21 protein-coding genes are annotated in these 23,535 nt (G+C 64.9%); 16 read left to right on the top strand and 5 right to left on the bottom strand.

What is annotated here, in order from left to right:
* Positions 1–199: 199 nt before the first annotated feature.
* The 12 genes from DKW65_RS04155 to DKW65_RS04100 are packed head-to-tail and all read left to right on the top strand — an operon-like array spanning position 200 to position 11,191.
* On the top strand, positions 200–2,506 hold the full coding sequence (locus DKW65_RS04155; RefSeq protein WP_111656076.1) for a putative monovalent cation/H+ antiporter subunit A: 2,307 nt from the start codon (positions 200–202) through the stop codon (positions 2,504–2,506).
* Positions 2,503–2,928: a Na+/H+ antiporter subunit B gene (locus tag DKW65_RS04150; protein WP_111656075.1), complete on the top strand. Its 426-nt coding sequence runs from the start codon at positions 2,503–2,505 to the stop codon at positions 2,926–2,928. The genes DKW65_RS04155 and DKW65_RS04150 overlap by 4 nt, the downstream gene beginning before the upstream one ends.
* The gene (locus tag DKW65_RS04145) at positions 2,925–3,272 is read left to right on the top strand and encodes a Na+/H+ antiporter subunit C (RefSeq protein ID WP_111656074.1); all 348 of its coding nucleotides are present in this window, start codon (positions 2,925–2,927) and stop codon (positions 3,270–3,272) included. Before DKW65_RS04150 ends, DKW65_RS04145 begins: the two co-directional genes overlap by 4 nt.
* Positions 3,272–4,777 carry a Na+/H+ antiporter subunit D gene (locus DKW65_RS04140; protein ID WP_111656073.1) on the top strand — a complete coding sequence of 502 codons (1,506 nt, stop codon included), beginning with the start codon at positions 3,272–3,274 and terminating at the stop codon, positions 4,775–4,777. The genes DKW65_RS04145 and DKW65_RS04140 overlap by 1 nt, the downstream gene beginning before the upstream one ends.
* Positions 4,774–5,247 carry a Na+/H+ antiporter subunit E gene (locus DKW65_RS04135; RefSeq protein WP_111656072.1) on the top strand — a complete coding sequence of 158 codons (474 nt, stop codon included), beginning with the start codon at positions 4,774–4,776 and terminating at the stop codon, positions 5,245–5,247. Before DKW65_RS04140 ends, DKW65_RS04135 begins: the two co-directional genes overlap by 4 nt.
* Positions 5,244–5,519 carry a monovalent cation/H+ antiporter complex subunit F gene (locus tag DKW65_RS04130; protein ID WP_111656071.1) on the top strand — a complete coding sequence of 92 codons (276 nt, stop codon included), beginning with the start codon at positions 5,244–5,246 and terminating at the stop codon, positions 5,517–5,519. Before DKW65_RS04135 ends, DKW65_RS04130 begins: the two co-directional genes overlap by 4 nt.
* Positions 5,509–5,958, top strand: a complete 450-nt coding sequence (gene mnhG / locus DKW65_RS04125) for a monovalent cation/H(+) antiporter subunit G (protein ID WP_111656070.1) — start codon at positions 5,509–5,511, stop codon at positions 5,956–5,958. The genes DKW65_RS04130 and mnhG overlap by 11 nt, the downstream gene beginning before the upstream one ends.
* A gap of 14 nt (positions 5,959–5,972) precedes the next feature.
* Entirely contained in the window at positions 5,973–6,215 is a 243-nt protein-coding gene (locus tag DKW65_RS04120; protein WP_111656069.1) for a hydrogenase subunit MbhD domain-containing protein, read from the top strand.
* Positions 6,212–6,520: an NADH-quinone oxidoreductase subunit K gene (locus DKW65_RS04115; protein ID WP_111656068.1), complete on the top strand. Its 309-nt coding sequence runs from the start codon at positions 6,212–6,214 to the stop codon at positions 6,518–6,520. Before DKW65_RS04120 ends, DKW65_RS04115 begins: the two co-directional genes overlap by 4 nt.
* Entirely contained in the window at positions 6,517–7,947 is a 1,431-nt protein-coding gene (locus DKW65_RS04110; RefSeq protein WP_111656067.1) for a complex I subunit 5 family protein, read from the top strand. Before DKW65_RS04115 ends, DKW65_RS04110 begins: the two co-directional genes overlap by 4 nt.
* Positions 7,944–9,449: a complex I subunit 5 family protein gene (locus DKW65_RS04105; protein WP_111656066.1), complete on the top strand. Its 1,506-nt coding sequence runs from the start codon at positions 7,944–7,946 to the stop codon at positions 9,447–9,449. The genes DKW65_RS04110 and DKW65_RS04105 overlap by 4 nt, the downstream gene beginning before the upstream one ends.
* Complete coding sequence (locus DKW65_RS04100) at positions 9,446–11,191, top strand: complex I subunit 5 family protein (protein ID WP_111656065.1); 1,746 nt, start codon at positions 9,446–9,448, stop codon at positions 11,189–11,191. The genes DKW65_RS04105 and DKW65_RS04100 overlap by 4 nt, the downstream gene beginning before the upstream one ends.
* Here DKW65_RS04100 and recJ read toward each other — a convergent pair.
* The 4 genes from recJ to DKW65_RS04080 form a co-directional block, all read right to left on the bottom strand.
* Complete coding sequence (gene recJ, locus DKW65_RS04095; RefSeq protein ID WP_425451912.1) at positions 11,188–12,915, bottom strand: single-stranded-DNA-specific exonuclease RecJ; 1,728 nt, start codon at positions 12,913–12,915, stop codon at positions 11,188–11,190. The genes DKW65_RS04100 and recJ overlap by 4 nt on opposite strands.
* Before the next feature lie 51 nt (positions 12,916–12,966).
* Complete coding sequence (locus DKW65_RS04090) at positions 12,967–14,946, bottom strand: sensor histidine kinase (RefSeq protein WP_162925693.1); 1,980 nt, start codon at positions 14,944–14,946, stop codon at positions 12,967–12,969.
* A complete protein-coding gene (locus DKW65_RS04085; protein WP_211315737.1) occupies positions 14,946–15,611 on the bottom strand; it encodes a response regulator in 666 nt (221 codons plus the stop codon). The genes DKW65_RS04090 and DKW65_RS04085 overlap by 1 nt, the downstream gene beginning before the upstream one ends.
* Positions 15,612–15,763: 152 nt before the next feature.
* Positions 15,764–16,492 carry a LuxR family transcriptional regulator gene (locus DKW65_RS04080; protein ID WP_111656062.1) on the bottom strand — a complete coding sequence of 243 codons (729 nt, stop codon included), beginning with the start codon at positions 16,490–16,492 and terminating at the stop codon, positions 15,764–15,766.
* A gap of 180 nt (positions 16,493–16,672) precedes the next feature.
* Here DKW65_RS04080 and DKW65_RS04075 point away from each other — a divergent pair, with 180 nt between their 5' ends.
* The 3 genes from DKW65_RS04075 to DKW65_RS16020 are packed head-to-tail and all read left to right on the top strand — an operon-like array spanning position 16,673 to position 21,790.
* Complete coding sequence (locus tag DKW65_RS04075) at positions 16,673–18,148, top strand: hypothetical protein (RefSeq protein WP_111656061.1); 1,476 nt, start codon at positions 16,673–16,675, stop codon at positions 18,146–18,148.
* 55 nt (positions 18,149–18,203) lie between these two features.
* A complete protein-coding gene (locus DKW65_RS04070) occupies positions 18,204–19,607 on the top strand; it encodes a hypothetical protein (RefSeq protein ID WP_111656060.1) in 1,404 nt (467 codons plus the stop codon).
* Positions 19,604–21,790, top strand: a complete 2,187-nt coding sequence (locus DKW65_RS16020) for a hypothetical protein (RefSeq protein WP_211315736.1) — start codon at positions 19,604–19,606, stop codon at positions 21,788–21,790. The genes DKW65_RS04070 and DKW65_RS16020 overlap by 4 nt, the downstream gene beginning before the upstream one ends.
* 12 nt (positions 21,791–21,802) lie before the next feature.
* Here the strand turns inward: DKW65_RS16020 and DKW65_RS04060 are convergent, their stop codons facing one another.
* A complete protein-coding gene (locus tag DKW65_RS04060) occupies positions 21,803–22,426 on the bottom strand; it encodes a TetR/AcrR family transcriptional regulator (protein ID WP_111656059.1) in 624 nt (207 codons plus the stop codon).
* A 92-nt stretch (positions 22,427–22,518) separates the two neighbouring features.
* Here DKW65_RS04060 and DKW65_RS04055 point away from each other — a divergent pair, with 92 nt between their 5' ends.
* Positions 22,519–23,454, top strand: a complete 936-nt coding sequence (locus DKW65_RS04055; RefSeq protein ID WP_111656058.1) for an alpha/beta hydrolase — start codon at positions 22,519–22,521, stop codon at positions 23,452–23,454.
* Positions 23,455–23,535 lie beyond the last annotated feature (81 nt).

Below are 23,535 nucleotides of genomic sequence, written 5' to 3'. Positions count from 1 at the left end.
CGCGGCGCAGTATGCCATGCTTATATATATGTGCAAGGGACGAAACGCCGCACCTTGACCTGTGACAAGCCCGCGCCATAACAGCTATGAAAAAACAAGTAATTTCGCGCACTTAGCGCGCCCCCTCCGGTTTGCCAAGGCATTAGACTTTTGGATAGGATAACGGCGCGCTGATTGATTCGGGCCTTGAGCTGACCTTATGTTGCTTGCCGTACTATCCGGTTTTCTGGTGGCCGCACTGGCCCCTCTGGTGCACCGCCTGCAACCCCGCTTCGGCGGCTGGTTGCTGGCCCTGTTGCCGGCTGCCCTGTTTGTCTGGTTTGCCAGCCACTTGCGCGCTGTCGGTCATGACGGCGAGGTGCTGCTGCATGCCTGGCAATGGATTCCCAGCCTGGGCGTCAGCCTGGCGTTCCGCCTGGATGGCCTGTCGCTGCTGTTTGCCCTGCTGATCTCCGGCATCGGTTTCTTCATCGTTGCCTACGCCGGCCGTTATCTGGAAGGCCACCGTGACCAGGCGCGGCTGTATGTGCTGCTGCTCTGCTTCATGGCCTCGATGCTCGGCCTGGTGCTCTCGGATAACCTGATCAGCCTGTTCGTGTTCTGGGAACTCACCAGCATTACCTCCTATCTGCTGGTCGGTTTCAACCACGCTGACAAACCGGCCCGCCTGTCGGCCCGCCAGGGGCTGTTCGTCACCATGGCCGGCGGCCTGGCCCTGATGACCGGCCTGGTAATGCTGGGCATGGTCGGCGGCAGCTACGAGCTGTCCGAACTGCTCACCGAGCGCGAGGCCCTGACCAGCCATGCGCTCTATGCGCCGATCCTGCTGCTGATCGTGATTGGCGCCTTCACCAAATCGGCCCAGTTCCCGTTCCACTTCTGGTTGCCCAATGCGATGGCGGCGCCGACCCCGGTGTCGGCCTACCTGCATTCCGCCACCATGGTGAAAGCGGGCGTCTACCTGCTGGCACGGCTGCAACCGGCACTGGGTGGCACCGAGCTGTGGACCGCCGTGCTCGGTCTGGCGGGCGCTTTCACCATGTTCCTCGGTGTTTTCCTGGCGGTGCGCAGCACCGGCATCAAGCGCGTGCTGGCCTACTCCACCGTGATGGCCCTGGGCACCCTGACCATGCTCATCGGCATCGGCACCGAGCTCGCCCTGACCGCCGCCATGGCGTTCCTGCTGGCGCACTCGCTGTACAAGGGCGCGCTGTTTCTGGTGGCGGGCATCATCGACCATGAAACCGGCAGCAAGGATTTTCTCAACACCGGCGGGCTGCGCCGGGCCATGCCGGTGACAGCCCTGTTTGCCGGGGTGGCGGCACTGTCGCTCGGCGGCATCATTCCGCTGTTCGGGTTTGTCGCCAAGGAACTGATGTTCGAAGCCGTGCTGGACGCGCCCCTGTTCAGCGGCATTCTGGCGACCCTGGCCATCGCCTCGGCGGTGATGGGCGTGACCGTGGCAGCCATTGTCGGCCTCAAGCCGTGGTACGGGCAGCGGGTGGAAACGAAGAAGTCCCCCCATGAAGCACCACCGGCCCTGCTCGCCGGGCCGGTGGTGCTGGCCACCCTGAGCCTGCTGCTGGGCCTGGCCGCGCCGCTGACCCAGAGCTGGTTGCTGGGCGCGGCCGTTACCGCCGTCAACGGCGCCCCGGCGGCAACATCCATCAGCCTGTGGCACGGCATCAACCTGCCACTGATGCTCAGCGCCGCCAGCCTGGCGCTGGGCCTGCTCCTGTACGCCGGCTGGTCCCTGTTCCGGCGCGGCACCGGCTTCGTCGACCTGCTGGCAAAAGTCGGCCCGGAGCAGATTTACGAGCGCAGCATCGATGCCATCACCCGTCTGTCCGCCTGGCAGACCCGCATGCTGCAGAACGGCTACCTGCGTTACTACCTGATGATCATTCTGGGCAGCACCGTGGTGCTGGTGGGCAGCCAGCTGTTCGCCTTCCGCGAACACATCACGCTGCTGTTCGATTTCAGCGACCTGCGCCTGTATGAAATCGTGGTCGCCGGTGTGCTGGCCAGTGCCGTGCTGATGGCGGTGCTGACCTCGTCGCGACTCAGCGCGGTGGCCTCGCTGGGCGCGATCGGTTTCACCGTGGCACTGGTGTATGTGCTCTTCAGTGCGCCGGATCTGGGCATTACCCAGGTGCTGATCGAAACCCTGACGGTCATCCTGCTGGTACTGGTGCTGTTCCGTCTGCCGCGCTTCGTCAAGCTGTCGCCCACGCACCTGCGCCTGCGTGATGCCGGCCTGGCCATTGCGGTGGGTGCCACCATGACCTTGCTGATGCTGAGCGTGAACAGCACTTACTACTTCCCGAGCATTTCCGAATACCACATTGCGGAAAGTGCTCCGGCCGCCTACGGCCGCAATATCGTCAACGTCATCCTGGTGGATTTCCGTACCCTGGATACGCTGGGTGAAATCTTTGTGCTGGCGCTGGCCGCCATCGGTGTACTGGCGATGATTCGCTTCCGTGCGGAGGACAAGGACGTATGAACAGCCTGTCTCTGGTACTGCGCACCACCGGCTACTTCCTGCTGCCGCTCCTGCTGATCTTTTCCGTGTTCCTGCTGCTGCGTGGCCACGACGAACCGGGCGGCGGTTTTATTGCCGGGCTGGTGGCGGCAGCGGCCGTGTGTCTGCATCTGTTCTTTACCGATGTCCCGGCCACCCGCCGTCTGATTCACATCGACCCGCGCGATCTGCTCGGCTGGGGGCTGTTCCTGGCGACCCTGTCCGGTGTCCCGGGCGTGTTCATGGGCGACGCCTTCTTTACCTCGCAATGGGTCGAGCTGACCCTGCCGATTCTGGGTGAAACCAAGCTCGGCACGCCGCTGCTGTTCGACATCGGCGTCTATGCCGTGGTCATCGGCACCGTGCTCACCATCGTGCTGTCCCTGGCGGAGGCCGAAGAATGATTACCCTGATGTCATTTCTGGTGGGCGGCCTGTATGCCGCCGCCATCTACATGATCATGCGCCGCTCCATCGTCAAGCTGGTGATCGGGCTGGTGCTGCTGTCGAATGCGGCCAACCTGCTGATCTTCACCTCGGCCGGCATGACCCGTGAGGCGCCACCGCTGATTCCGGTGGGCGCCATGGCACCGGAGGGCGTGGTGGCCGACCCGCTGGCCCAGGCATTGATCCTGACCGCCATCGTGATCGGCTTCGGCGTGCTGGCCTTTGCCGTGGTACTGATCCACCGCGCCTACGAGATCGTGCAGGCGGATGATATGGACCAGATGAAGGACACCGACACCTGATGCAGTCCCCCACACTTCTGGCCCTGCCGATTGTCATTCCGCTGCTGGCAGGTGCCCTGTCACTGATCTACTGGCGCTCGCGCAAGGCGCAACGCATCATCGGTGTGCTCGGCTCCACCGGGCTGCTGATCGCTTCCGGTTTCCTGCTGGAAAAGATCTGGCGTGAAGGCACCCTGGTGATGCACATGGGCAACTGGCATGCCCCCTTCGGCATCGTGCTGGTGGGCGACATGCTGGCCGCCTTCATGGTGGTCATGACCGGTGTCAGCGCCGTGACCACCGCTTTTTATGCGCTCGGCTCGGTGAGCAAGCAGCACGAGCATTTCGGTTTTTATCCACTGATGCACCTGCTGCTGGCCGGGGTCAATGGCGCCTTTCTCACCGGCGATGTCTTCAATCTGTATGTCTGGTTTGAAGTCATGCTGGTGGCCTCCTTCGCCCTGCTGATCCTGGGCGGCGAACGGGCGCAGATGGAAGGGGCCATCAAGTACGTGACCCTGAACCTGGTGTCCTCGGCCATGTTCCTGTCGGCCATCGGTCTGCTCTACGGCCTGATGGGCACGCTGAACATGGCGGACATCGCCATGAAGATTGGCGAGCTGGAAGACACCGCCATGATCACCGTGGTGTCGATGCTGTTCCTCATGGCGTTCGGCATCAAGGCCGCGGCATTCCCCTTGTTCTTCTGGCTACCGGCGTCGTATCACACCCCCAGGGTGGCGGTGTCGGCGCTGTTTGCCGGGCTGCTGACCAAGGTCGGGGTCTATGCGCTGTTCCGTTTCTTTACCCTGATTTTCCCCTTCGAGGGCACCCTGTCGCAGTCGCTGATGGTGTGGATTGCCGGGCTGACCATGGTCACCGGGGTGCTGGGCGCAGCGGCGCAGTTCGAGTTCCGGCGTATCCTGTCGTTTCATATCGTCAGCCAGATCGGCTACATGCTGATGGGGCTGGCCCTGTTCACCCCGCTGGCCCTGGCCGGAGGCATCTATTTCATTGCCCACAATATCGTCGCCAAGTCCGGGCTGTTCCTGATCAGCGGTCTGGTGTTCCGCTTCAAGGGCAGTTACGAGTTGAAAGAGCTGGGCGGCGTCTACCGCCAGTATCCGATGCTCGCGCTGCTGTTCCTGATCTGCGCCTTTTCCCTGGCGGGCCTGCCGCCACTGTCCGGCTTTTTCGCCAAATTCATGGTGATTCGCGCGGGTGTCGAAGAGTACGCCTGGTGGCTGGTGGCCACCGCGCTGGCGGTGGGCTTCATGACCCTCTATTCCATGGTCAAGATCTGGGCCGAAGTGTTCTGGAAAGAGCAGGAAGTCTGCCACATCAAACCACCCCGCAAATTCCGTGGCGGCACCCGTGTCATGTATGCCACGGTGGTGATGCTGGCGGGCCTGACCATTTTCATGGGGCTGGCCATGGAGCCGCTGTTCCGCATGTCGATGATGGCGGCCGAGCAGCTGCTGGACCGCAACGGCTACATTGAAGCCGTGCTGGGGGTAACGCCATGAATGGCCTGACCTGGAACATCATGCTGGCCCTGATCTGGGTGGCCATGACCGGCAACTTTACCGGCTCGGGCCTGGCGGTGGGCTTTCTGCTCGGTTATCTGCTGCTGGGCGTCACCCTGCGCGACGTGCCGCATTTTTCCGGCTATATCCGCAAGGTGCCGCGTGTCATTCGCTTTGTGTTCTTCTTCATTCGCGAACTGATCCGCTCGAATTTCCGCGTGGCCTATGATGTGCTGACGCCCACGGATTACATGCGCCCCGGCGTGATTGCCATGCCCCTTGAGGCACACACCGACGGCGAAATCACCCTGCTGGCCAACCTGATTTCCCTGACCCCGGGCACCTTGAGCCTGGACGTCTCCACGGATCGCCGCGTGCTGTATGTGCACATGATGTACCTGGATGACCCGGAAGCCGCGCGAGAGGAAATCAAGTATTTCGAAAAACGGGTTCTGGAGCTGCTGCGATGATGGAAGTGGTGGTATGGATCAGCTTCATCATTCTGTGTCTGGCGCTGGTGGTGACCTTTATCCGTCTGGTGCTCGGCCCGACCCTGCCCGATCGCGTGGTGATGCTGGAACTGATGGCCCTGCTGACCATGGCGTTTATCGGCGTCTATACCATCAAGTCGGGGCACAGCGCCTTTCTGGATGTGGCGCTGGTGCTGGCGCTGACCGCCTTCCTGGCGGCCGTGGGCTTTGCCCGCTATCTGGAAAAAGGGGGCCACCGCGATGACGATTGAAACGCTGGACACCTGGCTGGCCGCAGCCCCGGCCTGGATCGCCGCCGGCCTGCTGCTGACCGGCGCTCTGTTCATGCTGCTGGCCGGGCTGGGTGCCCTGCGCATGCCCGACCTGCTGATGCGCATGCATGCCACCACCAAGGCGGGCGCACTGGGCTCCGGCCTGATCATGATTGCCGTGGCCGTGCACTTTGGCGAAACCGGCGTCACCGCCCGCGCCCTCGCGGCCACCCTGTTCATCATGCTGACCTCGCCCGTGGCAGCCCATGTACTGGCCCGCGCCGGTTACTTCACCGGCGTGCCCATGTGGTCAAAAATCGTCCGCGATGAACTCAAGGGCAAATACGACGAAGACACCCACACCCTGGCCTCGCCGCAACGCTATCGGCAGAAGCCGGTAACGGACGATGGCAAGACGCCCGACGACGGCGCAGGCTGAGGCGGGGCACACGGATGACCCTGCTGGCCGGAGTGCTGACCGCGGGCCTGTGGCTCACCGCCCTGGCTTGTCTGCTGTACCCGCGCCTGAGCCACGCCATTGTCTTGCTGCAAGGCTTTTTCCTGTTGCTGGCGCTCAGCTGGGCGCTGCTCGGCTGGCCGTGGCTCGCACTGGCTGAAGTGCTGCTCGGCACCGGATTGATCGGCCTGATCTGCCATCGTGGATTGCGCCGCCTGCAACGGGAGCCGGACGCATGACAGAGGCTGACGTCTGGATCATCGCCGGGGCTGGCCTGGTCCTGATCGGCCTGGCCGGTTTCCTGTTTGCTCGCCATCTGCTGCGCCGCCTGCTGGCCTTCAACATCACCGGCAGCGGCGCCCTGTTGATGGTACTGGCGCTGTCGGGCGACGAGCGCGGGCTGGCCCCGGCCCTGCTGGTGCTGACCGGCATGCTGGTGGCCCTGGGCGCCACCGCCCTGGGCCTGTATCTGCTGCGCCTGTGGCAACAGCAGAGTGGCCGCACTGACCTGCCCCCGCCACCGGACCTGGAATCGGACCCATGATGGTGACGGGACTGATCGCCCTGCCCCTGCTGGCTGCCCTGCTCAGCGTGCTGCCACGGCAACATCCGCTCTGGCCGGTGATGCAGGCCGTGATGCTGCTGGCCCTGAACCTGCTGACGCTGGTGCTGTGGCGCCAGGTGGGCGCACAGGGGGATACCCTGATCGAGGTGCCTCTGGGCGCTCACCGGCACTGGGTGTTGCAGGCCGACGGCGCCGCCCTGACCCTGGCCCTGCTGACCTGCTGGGTCGGCACCGCCACGCTGGTGCACAGCGGCCTGCGCCGCAGCCCCGACCTGCCGGATCCGTTCTGGCCGCTGGCCTGGTTACTGCTGGCTGTGCTCAATCTGGTCTGGCTGGGGGCCGACCTGCTGACGCTGTATATCGGCGTGGAGGCCCTGGGCCTGGTGGCCGTGGCCATGATGACGCTGTCCGGCAAACCGGACGCCCTGGCCGCCGCCCTGCGCTACCTGTTTGCCACCCTGCTCGGCTCCATGGCCTATCTGGTGGGCGCCGGGCTGCTGTTTGCCGAGTACGGCACCCTGAGCCTGCCCGCGCTGGCCGAGGTCGCGGACGCCAATGCGGCCACCGGCACCGGCTTTGCCCTGATGCTGGCCGGGCTGGCCCTGAAGGCGGCCGTATTCCCCCTGCACGGCTGGCTGCCCGCCGCCCACGCCAATGCCCTGCTGCCGGTGAGCGTGTTGCACTCGGCGCTGGTGGTGAAGGCCTCGGTGTTCGTGATGATGCGCCACTGGCTGACCCTGGCGCCGCCCTTTGCCGATTCGGCGCTGCCGCTGGTGATGGCCACGCTGGGCACCCTGGCCATTCTCTGGGGCAGTGTGCTGGCCCTGCGCCAGACCCGCCTGAAATTGCTGGTGGCCTGGTCCACCGTGGCCCAGACCGGCTACCTGCTGCTGGCGTTTCCGCTGCTACTGGCCGACGACCCGCTGCTGCGGCAACTGGCCTACCAGGGCCTGATCTACCAGATGCTCGCCCATGGCCTGGCCAAGGCCGCCCTGTTCATGGTCGCCGGGCACCTGATCACCGCCACCGGCAGTGACCGGATCAGCCAGCTTGTCGGCACTGGCCGCCATCTGCCGCTGACCCTGCTGACCCTGGGGCTGGCGGGCATCAGCCTGATGGGCATGCCGCCCAGCGCCGGGTTTGCCGCCAAGTGGTTGATGGCCAGCAGCGCGCTGGGCAGCGGCGCGATCCTGTGGCTGGTGGTGTTGATAGGCGGCGGCCTGCTCAGCGCCGCCTATATTCTCAAGCTGCTGCGCCAGGCGTTCCGCGAAGGGCCGGAGCAGGACGTGTTCGAGCATCCGCCACGGGTACAGAAAATGTCGGCCTTCCTGCTGGCGCTGTTCACCCTGCTGCTGGGCCTGAGTACCCTGCCCGTGTTGTCACTGTTCGTCGGGGGTGCCGTATGAGTGGCGCCTGGACCAGCTGGATGCCGCTGCTGGTGCTGGCCTCGTCGCTGGTCACGGCGCTGGTCATCTTTACCCTGCCCGAGAACCGGCACATCACTCGTGGCCTGCTCAACCTGACCGGCGCCGTCGTCAAGGTGCTGCTGGTCATGGTGATGGTCATCGGCGTCGAGCGCGGCGTGGAATTCGAACTGCGCTATACGATTCTGCCGGGGGTGGATTTCATTCTGCGCGCTGACGGCATGGCCATGTTCTTCGCCGGGCTGTCATCGGTGCTGTGGCTGTTCACCACCCTGTATGCCATCGGCTATCTGGAAAACTCCCCCAACCGCAGCCGCTTTTTCGGTTTCTTCAGCCTCTGCGTGACCGCCACCATGGGCATTGCTCTGGCGGGCAACCTGTTCACCTTCCTGCTGTTCTATGAACTGCTGACGCTGTCCACCTGGCCGCTGGTCACGCATCGCGGCACGGAAAAAGCGCTCAAGGCCGGCCGCACCTACCTGATCTACACCCTCACCGGCGGCGCCGTGCTGCTCGGCGGCGTGCTCTGGTTGTATGGCCTGGTGGGCGACGTGGAATTCCAGGAAGGCGGCCTGCTGCGGCACACTCCGGAAGCACTGCACGGCCAATTGTCGCTGGTGTTCGCCGTGCTGATCGGCGGGCTGGCGGTCAAGGCCGCCATGGTGCCGGTGCACGGCTGGCTGCCGGTGGCCATGGTGGCGCCCGCGCCAGTGAGTGCACTGCTGCATGCCGTGGCGGTGGTCAAGGCGGGCGCCTTCGGCATTATCCGCGTGGTCTATGACCTCTACGGCATCGAGTTTGCCGCCAGCCTGGACCTGCTGCTGCCGCTGGGGATCGCAGCGGCCATCACGGTGCTGTACGGCTCACTGCGTGCCCTGGCACAAAGCGAACTGAAACGGCGGCTGGCCTATTCCACCATCAGCCAGGTGTCCTATATCGTCCTGGGCATCAGCCTGTTTGGCCCGGTGGGCACCATCGGCGCGCTGGTGCATCTGCTGCATCAGGGCTTCATGAAAATCACGCTGTTTTTCTGCGCGGGCAACTATGCCGAGACGCTGGGCGTTCACCGTATCGACGAACTCGATGGCGCCGGACGGCGCATGCCCCTGACCAGCGCCGCCTTTACTCTGGGCGCTTTCGGCATGATCGGCGTACCGCCGCTGGCAGGGTTTATCAGCAAGTGGTTTCTCGGCACCGGCGCCATTGCCGCCGACATGCACTGGGCCCTGTGGGTGCTGATCGGCTCCTCGATGCTCAATGCCTGCTATTTCCTGCCCATCGTGCATCGCCTGTGGTTCCGGCCCCAGCGAGAAGACTGGCCCGCCGAGCAGCTACTCAGCACGCGCTTTGAAACCAGCGGCTGGCTGCTCTGGCCTGCGGTGGCCACGGCGCTGTGCATCATCGGCGCAGGGCTGTTTGCCGGCTTGCCGTTCAGCCCGCTGTCGTGGGCGCAACTGGTGTCGTCGCGGGAGTATCTGCAATGAGCCCGTTCGCCCTGTGGATGCCGGCGCTGACACTGGCGCTGCCCCTGCTGCTGGCATGCGCCTGGGCGCTGCCCGCGCGCTGGCATGGCCTCCTTCATCGTCTGACCGCGCTGGCGCCGCTGCCCGCCTTGCTGCTGGCGTTGCTGGCCCCGACCGACCTGACCCTGCTGCTGCCCGACGTGCTGTTGGGCGGCTTCTGGCTGCTGGACGATCTGGCCCGCGCGCTGCTCACCGCCACCGCCCTGCTGTGGCTGCTGGCCGGGCTTTATGCCCTGCGCTACCCGCTCGCCGCAGAGAAAAAACCCACAGACGAGGGCGGCCAGCCCGGCGGTTCAGCGCGCCGTTTCCAGGTGTTCTGGCTGCTGACCCTGGCGGGCAATCTGGGCCTGCTGGTGAGCCGCGACATTGCCGGTTTCTATACCTGCTTCGCGCTGATGACCTTTGCCGGTTACGGCCTGGTGGTGCACACCGGCCGCGCCGCCGCCCGCCGCGCCGGGCGCCTTTATCTGGTGATGGCCGTGATCGGCGAGATGCTGATTCTGTCCGGTCTGATCCTGGCCGCCAGCGGGGCCGGCGCCCCGGCCCTGCAGAGCCTGCCCGAGGCCATTGCCGGGCACCGCCACAGCGCCTGGCTGGCCGCGCTGCTGTGGCTCGGTTTTGGCGTCAAGGCCGGGCTGGCCGGGCTGCATATGTGGCTGCCCCTGGCCCATCCTGTGGCCCCCACACCGGCCAGCGCCGTGCTCAGCGGCGCCATGATCAAGGCCGGGTTGCTCGGCTGGTGGCTGACCCTGCCGCTGGGACTGAGCGCCCTGCCCTGGGCCGAGATCGCCGTGATCGCTGCCCTGGTGGCCGCACTGGGCGGTGCCCTGATCGGCGTGACCCAGCAGCAGGCCAAGGCCGTGCTGGCCTATTCCAGCATCAGCCAGATGGGGCTGATCACGGTCATGATGGCCGCCGGGCTGATGGCCCCGGGGCTATGGCCGGTGCTGGGACCGGCCACACTGCTGTATGCCCTGCACCACGCCCTGGCCAAGGGCGCCCTGTTCCTCGGCGTGAACGGCCTGGCGCCACGCTGGCGCCCCTTGCTGTGGCTGCCCGCCCTGAGTCTGGCGGGCCTGCCCCTGACCACCGGCGCCGCCGCCAAACTGACCATGAAAGCCGGGCTTTATGAGCTCGCCTTTCCGGGGCTGATGCTGTGGCTGAGTCTGGCAGCGGTGGGCACGACCTTGCTGATGGTGCGGTTCATGTTCTGCCTGCAACGGGAGGCCGGGGACACGGCGCCCGCCGGGCTGATGCAGGGCGCGACCCTGGCCGCCGTGCTGGCCAGCGTGACCGGCGTGGTATGGGCCGTGCCCGGAATGGCGGCAGACTGGGGCCAGCGTTGGGCCGGAGCGGGCGATCTCTGGGGGCTGGTGTGGCCGGTGGGGGTCGGGGTACTGGTGGGCGGAGCCTGCCGCGCAGTCTGGCTTCGCAGCGCCAGAACCACAACGCGCGGCCCGGGCGTACCGGCGGGCGATATTGTGGTACTGATCGAAGCAGCCGTGCGCGGTGTGATACGGCTGTGGCAACGGCGGCCCGGCAAGGACTGGCGCTGGGAGAAGGTGGTGCAATGGGAAGACCAACACCTGCATCAGATCGGCGATCTGGCCCTGCGCGCAGAGCGGCATCTGCAACGCTGGCCGGTCATGCTGTTCGTGCTGCTGGCCCTGATACTCAGTGGCCTGCTGCTCATGGCGCGCTAACCCACCACCTCCAGATACTGAAACACCAGTTGCGGATTACGCCGTCCCTGCCAGACATTCACTTCCAGCCGGTACACCCCGCGTACGCGCCGGAGCCGTTGCGGTAATACCTCGACCGCCATATTGAAATGAATCCCGTCGATAATGCCGCCAGTACCCGGCAACCCCAGCGTCAGCTTCAGATGCCGCTCGCCGAGCACGCGATGCTCGATCACCTCGAACTCACCATCGAAGGTCGGCGCCGGAAAACCCTGCCCCCAGGGAAAGGCATGACTGAGCAACTCCGCGTGCTGCAAATGCAGCTCCTCGTCCGCCAGCGGGCCGTCGGTTTCCACCACTTCCTCAAACAACGCCGGGGACGACAGTTCCTCCACCGCCGCCCGTAATGCCACCTCGAACGCGGGCAGGTCGCGGGCCGCCAGCGTCATGCCTGCGGCCATGGCATGGCCGCCGAAACGATGCAGCAAACCGGGATTGGCCGTAGCCACCCGGTCCAGCACATCACGCAGATGCAGGCCGGGAATGGAACGCCCCGAGCCTTTCAGCAGACCGCGCTCCTGCGCCGGTGCAAACGCCACCACCGGACGATGCGTCGCGTCCTTGACTCGCGACGCCAGAATGCCCACCACGCCCTCGTGCCATTGGTCATCGTGCAGGCACAGCGCACAAGGCAGCGTCGTGTGTTGCTGCCGCAGCCGTTGCACCGTCTCCATGGCGGCGTCGCGCATGCCCTGTTCAATGCCGCGCCGCTCGCGGTTGATGGTGTCCAGCTCGGTGGCCAACCCCAGCGCCATCTCGCGGTCGTCCGTCAGCAGGCAATTGATGCCCAGCGTCATGTCGTCCAGCCGCCCGGCGGCATTCAGGCGTGGCCCCACAGCAAAGCCAAGATCCGCCGCCACCACCCGGGACGGTTCACGCCGCCCCACTTCCAGCAACGCCGTGATGCCCGGCACACATTGCCCGGCCCGGATGCGGCGCAAGCCCTGCTCCACCAGCGCCCGGTTGACCTGATCCAGCGGCACCACATCAGCCACCGTCCCCAGCGCCACCAGATCCAGCAAATCAGCCAGCGGCGCCTGCCCGGCGGCATCGCCCTGCTCGCGCAGCGCCGCACGCAACGCCAGCAACAGATAGAACGCCACCCCGACCCCGGCCAGATTCTGGCCCGGACCTTCCGGTGCCAGGCGCGGATTAACGATGGCGTCCGCCTGCGGCAGTTCGGCGCCCGGCAAATGATGATCGGTAATCACCACCTGAATCCCCGCCGCCCGCGCCGCTGCCACGCCCTCAACACTGGCGATGCCGTTGTCCACCGTAATGATCAGATCCGGCGCCGCCTCGGCCTGGGCCAACTCGACAATCGCTGGCGACAGCCCATAACCGAACACAAAGCGATCCGGCACCAGAAAGCCCGGCTGGGCAAACCCCAGCAACGGCAAGCCGCGCAGCATCAGCGCGGTGGCGGTGGCACCATCGGCATCGTAGTCACCGACAATCAGCACCCGCCCGCCCCGGGCGCGCTGCGCCAGCAGCAGCGGCACCGCCTCGGCGATGCCGGGCAGACTCTCGGGGGCAGGTAATTGTTTGAGGCTCAGATCCAGCTCATCCGCTGCGGTGACCCCACGCCCGGCCAGCACACGGGCCAGCACGGCGGGCATCTCTGACGGCAGGTCAGGCCAGGCGGTAGAGGAGGTCACAGTGCGACGGCGAATCTGGGGCAGCATACAGCGGGGACCTTGGCAAAGGCGGCAGTATACCCCGGATCGCGCGCTCGATCAGGCTGCCGGGGTGGCCGCCTCACCGGGCAGCCACAGCCGCACCCGGGTGCCGCCGCCCGGCTGCGGCTGCACGGTGAGGTGGCCGCCCAGCGCGCGGGCGCGGTAAGTCATGTTGGCCATACCCTTGCCGGGTCGCTTGTCCGGCTGCACCGGCGCGAACCCGGCGCCATCGTCAACGATGCTGATCCACACACCGGCCTGACCGCTGCGTTCATCGTTGCCCGCGCCAGTGCAGACTGTCACGCGCCGGGCATCGGCATGCTGCAAGACATTGCTGAACGCCTCCTGCAGGATGCGCAGCACGTGCAAGGCCTGCGGTGCGCGCAGCCATTGCAGCGCAGGCACCGGCTCCACCCGCCAGTCGATCTCGATCCCGGCCTGACGCAATTGCGGCGCCAACCGATAGCGCAGATTACCCAGCAAACTGAGCAGGTCGCCATCCACTGGCTCCAGTGAATCAATGGTCAGTTTCAGGTCGGCAATCGCCTGCCGTAACGCGCGCGCTGCGGGGCCACCCCCTGCGCTACCTCCATCCACCGAGGCCAATGTCGCCACCAGGTTGGCGCCGATGCCATCGTGAATTTCACGCATCAGGCGCTGACGTTCATCGGCCAACGCCTGCTCTTCGTTCAACTGGCGCAACTGCTCATAAGTCTGTTCAAGCGCCGCCTGACGCTCCAACACGCGCGCCTCCAGTGACATATTCAGCGTTCCCACTTCGCGCAGGGACTCCACATAACGCGACGCCAGTGCCATGGAAAAACACAACAGCAACAGCGCCGCGCCAATGGGCAACAGATATGGCATTTCAATGGAAATCAGGCGCATCATCAGCGCAAAGTCATACACGCCCAACGCCACCACCAGAGTAAAACCGATCGCCATCAGCAGTGGCGCGATACCCGGCTGCTGCCAGGCGCGCTGGATCAGCACCACACCGATACCGATACCCAACGGCGCCAGCATCGTATAGACCAACCCTGCCGTGCTGTAGGCATCAAAGCCGACGCCGGGCAAGATCAGCAACGACACCAGCACGGTGCCAAACACCAGCAACTTCTGGAACCAGTTATAGGTAAAGGCGTAAAAGCGACAGGCGAACAGGAACAGAAACAGAATGGCCCAGGCCAGCGAGCACACCGCCAGCCACCAGTGGAACGCCAGCGACATCACCGGTTGATCGACAAAGTAATGCAGCTGTCGTGCAGCGAAGGCCAGCGCGCACAGGCCGAGCAGCAGGTGCAGGGCATTATCCGTACGGTGCATGGCCCAGATACCCAGCGCAAACACGCCCAGCCCCGCCAGCATCCAGGCACTGATCTGCGCTGTATCAATACGCAGCGCATAGGCACGGCGATATACCGGTTGCAGCAGTTCAGGGGGGCCGACAAACAGCCGCGAGACCAGCACCACCCCGATGTAAGGAGAATCCAGACGGATGAGGATTTCGTTCTCGCCCTCCTGCCAGACCATCGGCGGTGTCACCACCCACAGCGGCACATTCCAGCCGTGCTGGATAATGTCCGGTAAAAAGGTCCGGTGGACTTCGACCCCGTTCACCAGCACCAGCGCCCGATCTTCAAAGCGCGGCATGTACAACGCCCAGCCCTGCAGGTCATCAGGCCGTTCTACGGTAAATCGGTACCAGTGATAATGCGTGGGCCGGGTTCCCCGATGCAGCCCGAAACGCGTGCTCTGGACACGCTCGGCGGCTTGATAGTCCGGTAGTGACACGGCTTGCCAGGCCGTGTTCGCAGCAGGTGGCCCCGGCTCAGAGGTCATCTGCCAGGTGGCCGTGTCATAGGCTGCAATACGCGGATCATCCGGCGGTTCACTGAGCAACACCGGATACAGCAGCGACACCATGAGAAACACCACTGCCACCAGCGCGAGACCAGTCAGGCTCCAGGCGGCCGCATGGCCAAGGCGTCGCCACCAGACCGTTGTACTCGCGGGGGCCTCTGCGGGCGTGTGCATCAGGGCGCCAGCAGCCCCATGCACTGGGCCTCATAAATGGCTTCCCCGCGCGAGCGCACTTGCAGCTTTTCGTACAGACGCTTCACGTAGGTGCCGATGGTATGCGGCGACACCCCCAGCAACAGGGCAATCTCCTGGTAGGCAAAGCCGCGCGCCAGCAGGTTCAGCACTTCGGACTCGCGCGGTGACAACAACGACGGCGCGGCGGGGTCGGTCACCCCGACAGCCGATGACGGAGCCGGCTGCAGCTTGCGCAACAATTGCCGGGCAATAATGGGCGTGATGGGCGACCCGCCCGCACGAAGCTCCTGAATACGCGCGACGTAATCTTCATCGGTATCGTCCTTGAGCAGGTACCCGGTCGCGCCCGCTTCGATGCTGGCCAGCACATTGCGCTGATCGCCGAAGATACTGATGACCATGATGTCGCATTCAGGATGACGCCGACGCGCCTCACGAATCACCGTGATGCCGCTGGCATCCGGCAAGCCGAGGTCCACCAGCACCACCTCGGGACGATGGCGGGCAAGCGCTGCCAACGCATCGGCGGCGGTGGCTGCCCAGGCGAGCACCCGTACACCGGCGCGCTCCGCTTCGGGCGAGGTCAGCGCGGCGTCGAAACGCGCACGCATCTGCGGGTCGTCTTCGACGACAATAATACCCAATGAAGTGTCCATCCCCACATGGTAGGCGCGACGGGGATGCGCGGATACGCACCCGTGTCCCCAATTCACGGGACAACCGCTGATCACTCATTGAATCCCGAACCGCCTGTCGCGGCACCTGTGGAAATCCATAGTTGCCCTACCGGGCCACTTCAGGGCTCGATCAAACGCCAGCGCAAGGCGCGCGCCAGGGCTTCTTCCCGAGTGCGCGCACCAAGCTTGCGGCGCGCATTGGCAATGTGCAGTTCCACCGTCACCTCCGCCAGCGACAGCGCCCAGGCAATCTGCTTGACGCGCTGGCCCGCACACAAGCGCTCCAGGCACTGGCGTTCGCGACCACTCAGCGATGGCGCGCCCACCACCGGAAACTGACACAACCGGTCATGCACGCAGAACGCCAGCAAACGCAGCGCGTCGCCGTAGCGCAGCAGCAGTTTGTCCACCTCGCTGCCCGGCAGGGTTGAACCCAGGTTCCAGGCACTGAAACCGGCTGGGCCCATCAGACGTGTGGTACAGGATACGCCGGAGCGAAAGCCATCTTCGGCGCTTTCTTCGATGATGCGCCGCTCGCGCACTTCCAGATACTGATGCTGCGCCAGATGATCGACGCCCGTACGCTGCGGCGCGTAGGTGGTGGCGCAATATCGGGGAAACGGATCATCCAGCGCGTAGCCGCTGTCCTGATAATGCGTGACCCAGGCAAACGAAAACCCCGACAACACGGTGACGGCGGAAGGCTCCGCGTGACTGACCTGGCTATCCAGATACAACACCCGATCAAAACCGAGCGCCGCGAACACGCGCGTACTCAATGCCCAGACCGCATCGGCATCCGCACATTCGGGTAATGCTTCGCTCAGCCGTTCCAGCATGCGTTCCATGGCGAGGTCTTCTATGCAGGCCTGTGGAAATCCATAGGGCTATTAACCAGCGCTTTGGCGTGAATGGCAAGACAAAGCATGCTCCCTGTGCCGCGGTGTCCCGGAAATGCGGTACAAGCCTGTCGCGGCCGCACGCCTACACTTCCCTGCACCTTCCTGAACGTATCGCGGACCTACGGCATGAATGAATTGCGGCTTTCTCATCCTGCTTCTTGTACCCGGCGGCTTGCACGGCCGTTCACCCTCAGCCTGCTCTGTGCGCTGCTGCTCACCGCCTGCGGTGGCGGTGGCGGTGGCAGCGGCGGCGGCGGCAACCCGCCCCCGGACGGCACCCTGAACTGGACGCCCGCCGCCCTGATCAGCGCGTCGGTCAATTCACAGCGCGATGCCACCGCCGTGATCGGCCCGGACGCCACCACCTTTTTCTGGGTACAGAACAACGGCGGTGAAAATGAGATCTTCGCCCGTCGCGTCAGCCTGGACAGCGACAACCCCATCGATAGCACGGAAAAAGTCAGCAGCAGCGCCAATGCCGCCAGCAACCCCAGTGCCGTGGTCGACAGCCTGGGCAATGTCACCGTCACCTGGCGCGACGTGCATAACAGCGAGTTGAGCATCTATGCCAACCGCTTCGATGCCGGCACTGGCGTCTGGCTGGGCCCCGTGGTCCTGGAAGGTCTCAGCGGCAGCGCCAGCGCCCCACTGATTGCCATCAACGATGCCGGGCAGATCGCCGTGACCTTCAGCATCGACGAGCGCAGCCTGCATTTTCTCAACTACAACGCGGGCAATAACACCTGGTCCACCCCGCTGCAGCTGATCAGCGCTCCCGTCACGCGTACCCTGACACAGGCCGATCTCGCGCACGCCGGCAACAATACCTGGCTGCTCGCCTACAGCGACGCCACCCAGAGCCCGCTCAATTCCAGCATCCAGCTGGCGCGTATCAACGCGGCCACGACGCCGGCCACCTCCAGCATCATCGATATCGCCCCCGGCACGGCAAGCACCCTCCTCAATACCCTGCCGTCGCTGGCCGTGCTGGCCAACGGTGATGCCGCCGTCGCCTACAACAGCTACGCACTGAATACCCTGACCACCACGCTCAAGGCACGCGTGCGACTGAACAATGGCACCCTGTCCAGCATCGTCCCCCTGGAAGACAACCACCTCGGCCCCCTGCCCAATGTGCGCACCCGCCTGGTGACCACACCGGACAGCCAGTTCAACGCCATCTGGTATCGCATCAATTTCAATGATCTGGATGCACGCGAAGGGCTGGTCCTGCGCCGCTTTACCGCCGCGGCCTCACCCAGCCTGGCGGCCCCCACCTTTGCGTACAACGCAGAACGCGCCGCCAGCAGTGTGGACTTCGATGCCATCACCCAGAACTCAAGAGTCTATGTGGTGTGGCAGGAAATCGAAGACGCCCAGCCCGACAACGAACTGAACCTGTGGGCCTCGTATTTTCTTGACGGATCAGGCTGGAACGCGCCCGAACGCGTAGAGCGGGATGCCCGGGTTTCCAGCGAGCCCGCACTCGTCAAACGCGGCAACAGCAACCTGCTGGTGACCTGGCTGGGCGGCGCCGGCGGCGCCAGCAGCGTGCTATTCGCCGAGCGCTGCCCCGGCGGTAGCGCGGCAGTATGCGATTAACACCCTCTTTCAGAATCAGCCCGGCACCGCCGGGCTTTGCCATGGACATACCATCATGAAACGACATCTTGCCACCGCCGTGCTGACCTCCGCCTGTCTCGCCGCCTGCGGCGGTGGTGGTGGCGGCAGCAGCACCGCCCCCGCACCGCAATGGAGCCCCACCACCCCGGCCAGCGTCAGTGGGTTGGCCCAGACCAACTCGCGCATTGTCATGGACGACAACGACATTGCCACCGTCGCGTTCAGCCAGCGCAATGCCAGCAATAATCGGGATATCCTGGCGCGACGTGTCGGCCCGGTCACCGACAACACCACTGTGCTGTTCAACGACGCCGACGCCTTCCTCAATCAGGTGCAGCATGATACCGACGGCAATGTCAGCGTTTCCTTCAGCACCAGCGGCACCCACATCAACTATCTGCGCCGTTTCAACACGGGCACCGGCACCTGGGGACCGCGCATCACCATTGCCAACAATGCCTCCTGCGAGATGGCGCTGAACAGCGCCGGCGACGCCGGCTTCCTCTGCGCGGACGCCAGCTCTGGCGACCTGTCGCTGTACGTCTATACCCTGGCTGGCAACAGCGGCACCGATGTGGATCGCGAGGACATCAGCAACCCCGCAGGCCAGCCGCAAGGCACACGCATTGTGGCTGAAGAGGATGACAACTGGCTGCTGGTATGGACCAGCATCGCCAATGAGGGCGGCACGGATATCACCCGGCTGTACAGCACCACCCTGCATGACATACAGGGCAGCACATCACCCGTGGAACTCGACACACCACTGGCTGCCGGTGACACGCTGCGCCTGCAAGGACTGGCTCATCGCGCTGGCCAGGGTAGCGTACTGAACTATCTCCGCTTAGCCGACACCCTCTTTGAGCAACCGCAATTCCTCTATGGGCAACAGCGTAATGCCACCGGAGCCTGGCAAGCGCCTGTCCCGATGTCCACGGTCGACGGTGACCCCCTGCCCTACTACGGCGCCCTGGTGCAAAGTGAACTGGTGATGTCCGCCGACGGCAGTGCCCTTCTTGTCTGGGACCACAGCCTGTCCAACGAGGCACCCCGCTATCTGGTCAGCCGCCGCCTGCCGCCGGGCAGCAGTAACTGGCGTCCCATGGTCAGCATTCCCGGTGCCAACAACCCGGGCAATATCGGTTTCCGGCTCACCGCCGTCGGCGCCCGGAGCGCGCTGGCCCTGTGGGGCGATGCCCCCGAGGACGGCGGTGTGGGCAGCACCACCCTGCGCGCCAGCCGCTTTACGCCGTCATCCGGCTGGAGCCAGCGCGGCACCGTCAGTGACGACCCGGCGCAGGTGCTTCAGGTCAATGGCCTGGCGGGCAACGCCAACGGCCGCGCCATCGTCTCCCTGCGTGACGTCACGACCACACTGAACAGCATCAGCCTGGCAGAGCTTTGCCCGGCTGCCATCATCGCGGGGTGCGCACCATGAAGCGCTATACCGCACTGCTCCTGCTGCTGATGGCTGCCAGTTTGCTGCACGGCTGCGGGGGTGACAGCAATACTCCACCGCCGCCCGACACCGACCCGGATATCGAAAACCCTGTCGACCCGGAAGATCCGATTGATCCTGAAGACCCGGTTGATCCCGTTGACCCTGTGGACCCGGAAGATCCCGTTGATCCCGAAGATCCGGTCGACCCGGAAGACCCGCCCGAGCCCGATACCGGCCTGTCCTGGCAGCGTTCTTTCCTGTTCGGCTACGCCCAGAAAGGCCCGCTGCAACAAGGCACCCAGGTTACCGTGCGCGCCCTCAACGAGCGTGGTCGCGTCGACTTCGACGTGCCCGTCTTGACCGGCGAAGTGGATGATCTTGGCCGCTTCCTCGTGGCGCCACCGGAAGGCGAATTCGGCACCACCGGCTGGACCGAAGTACTGGTCAGCGGCGACTACTTCAACGAAAGCACCGGGCAATATGTCGCCAACAACGGCTATGCCCTGCGCATGATGGCGCCGATCATCAACGGCCGTATCGAAGGCAATCTGAATGTGCTGACCCGCTTCCTGCATCAACGGGTGCGCACCTTGCTGGACAATCAGCCAAACCTCAGCTTCGCTGCCGCCCGCGCCGCCGCCCTGCAGGAAATGGAAAGCACTTTCGGCATCGCCCGCCCACCGGAACGGCTCAACATGCTGGCCTCCTGCTCGGCCCTGCCGTGCCCGCTGGCCCTGCTTAACGAACAACCCGCCGGCGAAATCCTGACCGCCGAAACCTACGACAACCAATTGCTGCTGCTGTATTCCGTCGCCTTTATGGAAGCCGGTATCACCGGCGGCCAATACACCACCATGGTCAACGGCTTCGGCAATCGCGGCGACATCACCACCGCCAACACCGACGGCGAACTGCTGCGCGATGTCAGCCGCAAGATGACCGAAGTCAACTTCACCAAGGCACGGCAGTTTCTGCTCGATAACTTTGAACGGGCGCCCGCCGGCGCCCTGTTCGAAGGGCCCGGCGCCTGGGGCCGTGTGCGCGAAATAAACCAGTGCGGCGCATCCAGCCTGTGCGCCACCAATCGCTTCTCCGACAGCGGCCTGTTCCTGCTGCAGTCACCCGACTCCGCACGCCGCGAAATCGCTGTGCCCCTGCGCGTCAGCCAGTCGGGCAGCTATCGCGTCTCCTCCGGCCAGCAGACGTCGCTGGAATCCCCGCTGTGCACCTTCACCGAAAGTTCGCTGAGCGTCGCCCGGGGCAACGACGTCCTCGGCGCCCGGCTGGGCAATAACACCATCAGCGTGGATGTCGCACTGGTCCCCCAGGAGGAGTACACCGTGTTTGTGCAGCGCGACTGCGCCAACAACCCCGCCGTGATCCACGCCATCGGCGTCACCCCACTGGTGTCCCACGAGCCCGTCAGGCTGGTACGCGAAAATGAACCACCGCAACTGATCGAAGACGGCACTTTCATCTGGACCCTGCCCGGCCAGAACGGCGGCGCCGGCTCAGACGTGGCCTACTACAGCTTTATCACCCGCTATAACGCCACCCGCCATCAACTGGTGCTGGATTCCGAATTCACCCGCGACGAGATTGAAATCAACATCTTCAGCCGCCCCGACGTGGATAACCGCACCCTGATACAGACCCTCACCACCACGCTTGAGGATCGCAACGCCGCCATCGACCTGACCGGCCTGCAACCCGACAGCCGCTACCAACTGGAAATTCGCCGCCTGGCATTCCAGCCCCGGCAAGCCTTCGCCGACATCCCGGGCCACGAGAATCTGACCTATGACTACACCGTGCGCCTGGGCGGCACGCCCCTGCCACCGGAACGCGTCGTCTGGACCGACCGCCCCACCGACAACCTGTTCTATGCCTACACCGACATCACGGCGCTCAACAGCGATTATGTGCTGACGGCCATCAACCCGGACATGGACACCGTGCGCGTGCAACTGATCGACGAAACCACCAGCACCCTTTATCTGGTTTTCGATCACGTCTATGCCATCCATGACGGCATCGCCTTGCCACTGCCGATGGAACCGGGCCGCAGCTATCGCATCCGGTTGGTCGCCAGCTTCCGCGATACGTTGCCCGTCGAGCAGATTCCGCCTGGTCCCGATCCGGCAGCGGCGGGGTTTTCACTGGAAGTGACGGCGCGGTGATTTCGGTGAGGTCTATGCCAGTGCCCTTAACCAGAGGGACTGTACTTCGTCTACCAACGCCTGGCGGCTGATGCCCTGGGGCGGCGCGAGTACGGCGCCGTGAATCTGCGCCTCCAATCCTTGCACCAGCAACAAGGCCCGCGCTTGCGGATGCGGGCCACCAACCCCGAGGCGCACCAACTGCTGCGCCACCGCCGCTGCCAACAGGCTCTCGAGTTGCCGGAACCGTGCTACCGCATCGGGCGTGCGTGGCGTCTGATCAAACAGCAGCCGATGCATGGCCGGGTCCTGCTCGTGCAGGGCCACCGTGGTGTGGATGAGGCGCTGCAGGGTCTCTGGCAAATCAGGTTCATCGCGCAGCAAACCGGCAAAGGTCTCCTGCAATACCAGCCCCGCCTCGCTGATATGACGCTCCGCCAGCGCCATCAGCAACGCATCCTTGTTGGGGAAATACTGATACAGCGAACCGATGGACACCCCGGCGCGTTCCGCCACCGTGTTGGTGGTGGCCGCATAGCCCTGCTGCCCGAAAACCTGAGCTGCAGCATCGAGGATGGCCTCCCAGGTGGCCTGAGAACGGCGCTGGCGGGGCTTTTTGCGCGGCGTTGCCCGCGAGTGGCTGGCATGGGATGACATAGGCGGAATGCGAGTAGTGGTGGCCCCGGATAAATGTGAGGATTACTCACATAATCACGAACACCGCCACCCCCGTCAATCCGGAGCGACCGATGCCCCAGCCTTATAATCACAGCGACTACACCGCCTGCCTGCCGCCACACTGGCAAGCGCGCGCCAGCGCCAAACCCCAGGCGACCTGGTGGCCGTGGCGAGACATGACGCTGCACATCGCCCGAGCGCCCAACCCGGAGGCCCCGGTGAGGATGCTGATCCTGCATGGTGGCGGCGGTCACTCCGGTGCCCTGTGGCCCGCCGCCGCGCTGGCCGCCGACATCGGCTACGACGTGCTGGCGCCGGATCTGCCCGGCTACGGCCAGACCCGCGTGCCTGATCCCGCCGCCGTGCGCTATCCGGACTGGGTGGATTGCGTGGCCGACCTGCTGCGCGCCGAAACCGCCACTGATCCCCGGCCCCTGATCGTTGTGGGCGCCAGCATGGGCGGCCTGCTGGGCTATTCCGCCATTGCCCGGGCGGGCGCCCCGTCTGTCACGCATCTGGTGGCCACCTGCCTGCTGAATCCGGCTGACCCCGTGACCTGGCCCGCGCTGTCCCGCTGGGGTGGCGCCACCAGCCTGCGGCTGTTGCGCCCGCTGATGCGGCGGCTCGGCCCGCGCCTGCGCCGTTTGCGCGTACCGCTGCGCTGGCTGGTGCCCATGACCCGCATCGCCAACCACCCGCGCCTGTCCCGGCTGTGCAGCACCGATGCCCGGGGCGGCGGCGGGCGCGTAGCGCTGGGGTTTCTCAGCAGCTTTCTGTTCTCGCAACCTGAAGTCGCACCCGAGGCTTTTCATGCCGTGCCGGTCACCCTGATCCATCCCGGCGACGACCACTGGACCCCCGCCGGCATGAGCCTGCCCTTCTTCGATCGCATCGCCGCCGAAAAAGCCTATGTGGTGCTGGAGGGCGCCGGGCATTTCCCGGTGGAGGAACCGGGCGTTACACAGATGCATGACACCCTGCAGCAGCTCTATCACCGGTACGCCTGAAGCTCCCCGCCCGACCGCGTGTGACCCTGCAGAACCCCACAGTCACAAAAACCAACCCCGGGGGGGTCAAAGTCCCCCCGG

Origin of the sequence: Isoalcanivorax indicus (assembly GCF_003259185.1) — a bacterium.
Classification (GTDB): Bacteria; Pseudomonadota; Gammaproteobacteria; order Pseudomonadales; family Alcanivoracaceae; genus Isoalcanivorax; species Isoalcanivorax indicus.
The sequence above is the reverse complement of the archived record's forward strand: the minus strand, read 5'-3'. Positions and strand labels throughout refer to the sequence as shown.

Excerpts from the sequence above, each read along its gene's own strand:
- DKW65_RS04155 (WP_111656076.1), top strand. The coding sequence starts at position 200 with ATGTTGCTTGCCGTACTATCCGGTTTTCTGGTGGCCGCACTGGCCCCT.
- DKW65_RS04150 (WP_111656075.1), top strand. The coding sequence starts at position 2,503 with ATGAACAGCCTGTCTCTGGTACTGCGCACCACCGGCTACTTCCTGCTG.
- DKW65_RS04145 (WP_111656074.1), top strand. The coding sequence starts at position 2,925 with ATGATTACCCTGATGTCATTTCTGGTGGGCGGCCTGTATGCCGCCGCC.
- DKW65_RS04140 (WP_111656073.1), top strand. The coding sequence starts at position 3,272 with ATGCAGTCCCCCACACTTCTGGCCCTGCCGATTGTCATTCCGCTGCTG.
- DKW65_RS04135 (WP_111656072.1), top strand. The coding sequence starts at position 4,774 with ATGAATGGCCTGACCTGGAACATCATGCTGGCCCTGATCTGGGTGGCC.
- DKW65_RS04130 (WP_111656071.1), top strand. The coding sequence starts at position 5,244 with ATGATGGAAGTGGTGGTATGGATCAGCTTCATCATTCTGTGTCTGGCG.
- mnhG (WP_111656070.1), top strand. The coding sequence starts at position 5,509 with ATGACGATTGAAACGCTGGACACCTGGCTGGCCGCAGCCCCGGCCTGG.
- DKW65_RS04120 (WP_111656069.1), top strand. The coding sequence starts at position 5,973 with ATGACCCTGCTGGCCGGAGTGCTGACCGCGGGCCTGTGGCTCACCGCC.
- DKW65_RS04115 (WP_111656068.1), top strand. The coding sequence starts at position 6,212 with ATGACAGAGGCTGACGTCTGGATCATCGCCGGGGCTGGCCTGGTCCTG.
- DKW65_RS04110 (WP_111656067.1), top strand. The coding sequence starts at position 6,517 with ATGATGGTGACGGGACTGATCGCCCTGCCCCTGCTGGCTGCCCTGCTC.
- DKW65_RS04105 (WP_111656066.1), top strand. The coding sequence starts at position 7,944 with ATGAGTGGCGCCTGGACCAGCTGGATGCCGCTGCTGGTGCTGGCCTCG.
- DKW65_RS04100 (WP_111656065.1), top strand. The coding sequence starts at position 9,446 with ATGAGCCCGTTCGCCCTGTGGATGCCGGCGCTGACACTGGCGCTGCCC.
- recJ (WP_425451912.1), bottom strand. The coding sequence starts at position 12,915 with ATGCTGCCCCAGATTCGCCGTCGCACTGTGACCTCCTCTACCGCCTGG.
- DKW65_RS04090 (WP_162925693.1), bottom strand. The coding sequence starts at position 14,946 with ATGCACACGCCCGCAGAGGCCCCCGCGAGTACAACGGTCTGGTGGCGA.
- DKW65_RS04080 (WP_111656062.1), bottom strand. The coding sequence starts at position 16,492 with ATGGAACGCATGCTGGAACGGCTGAGCGAAGCATTACCCGAATGTGCG.
- DKW65_RS04075 (WP_111656061.1), top strand. The coding sequence starts at position 16,673 with ATGAATGAATTGCGGCTTTCTCATCCTGCTTCTTGTACCCGGCGGCTT.
- DKW65_RS04070 (WP_111656060.1), top strand. The coding sequence starts at position 18,204 with ATGAAACGACATCTTGCCACCGCCGTGCTGACCTCCGCCTGTCTCGCC.
- DKW65_RS16020 (WP_211315736.1), top strand. The coding sequence starts at position 19,604 with ATGAAGCGCTATACCGCACTGCTCCTGCTGCTGATGGCTGCCAGTTTG.
- DKW65_RS04060 (WP_111656059.1), bottom strand. The coding sequence starts at position 22,426 with ATGTCATCCCATGCCAGCCACTCGCGGGCAACGCCGCGCAAAAAGCCC.
- DKW65_RS04055 (WP_111656058.1), top strand. The coding sequence starts at position 22,519 with ATGCCCCAGCCTTATAATCACAGCGACTACACCGCCTGCCTGCCGCCA.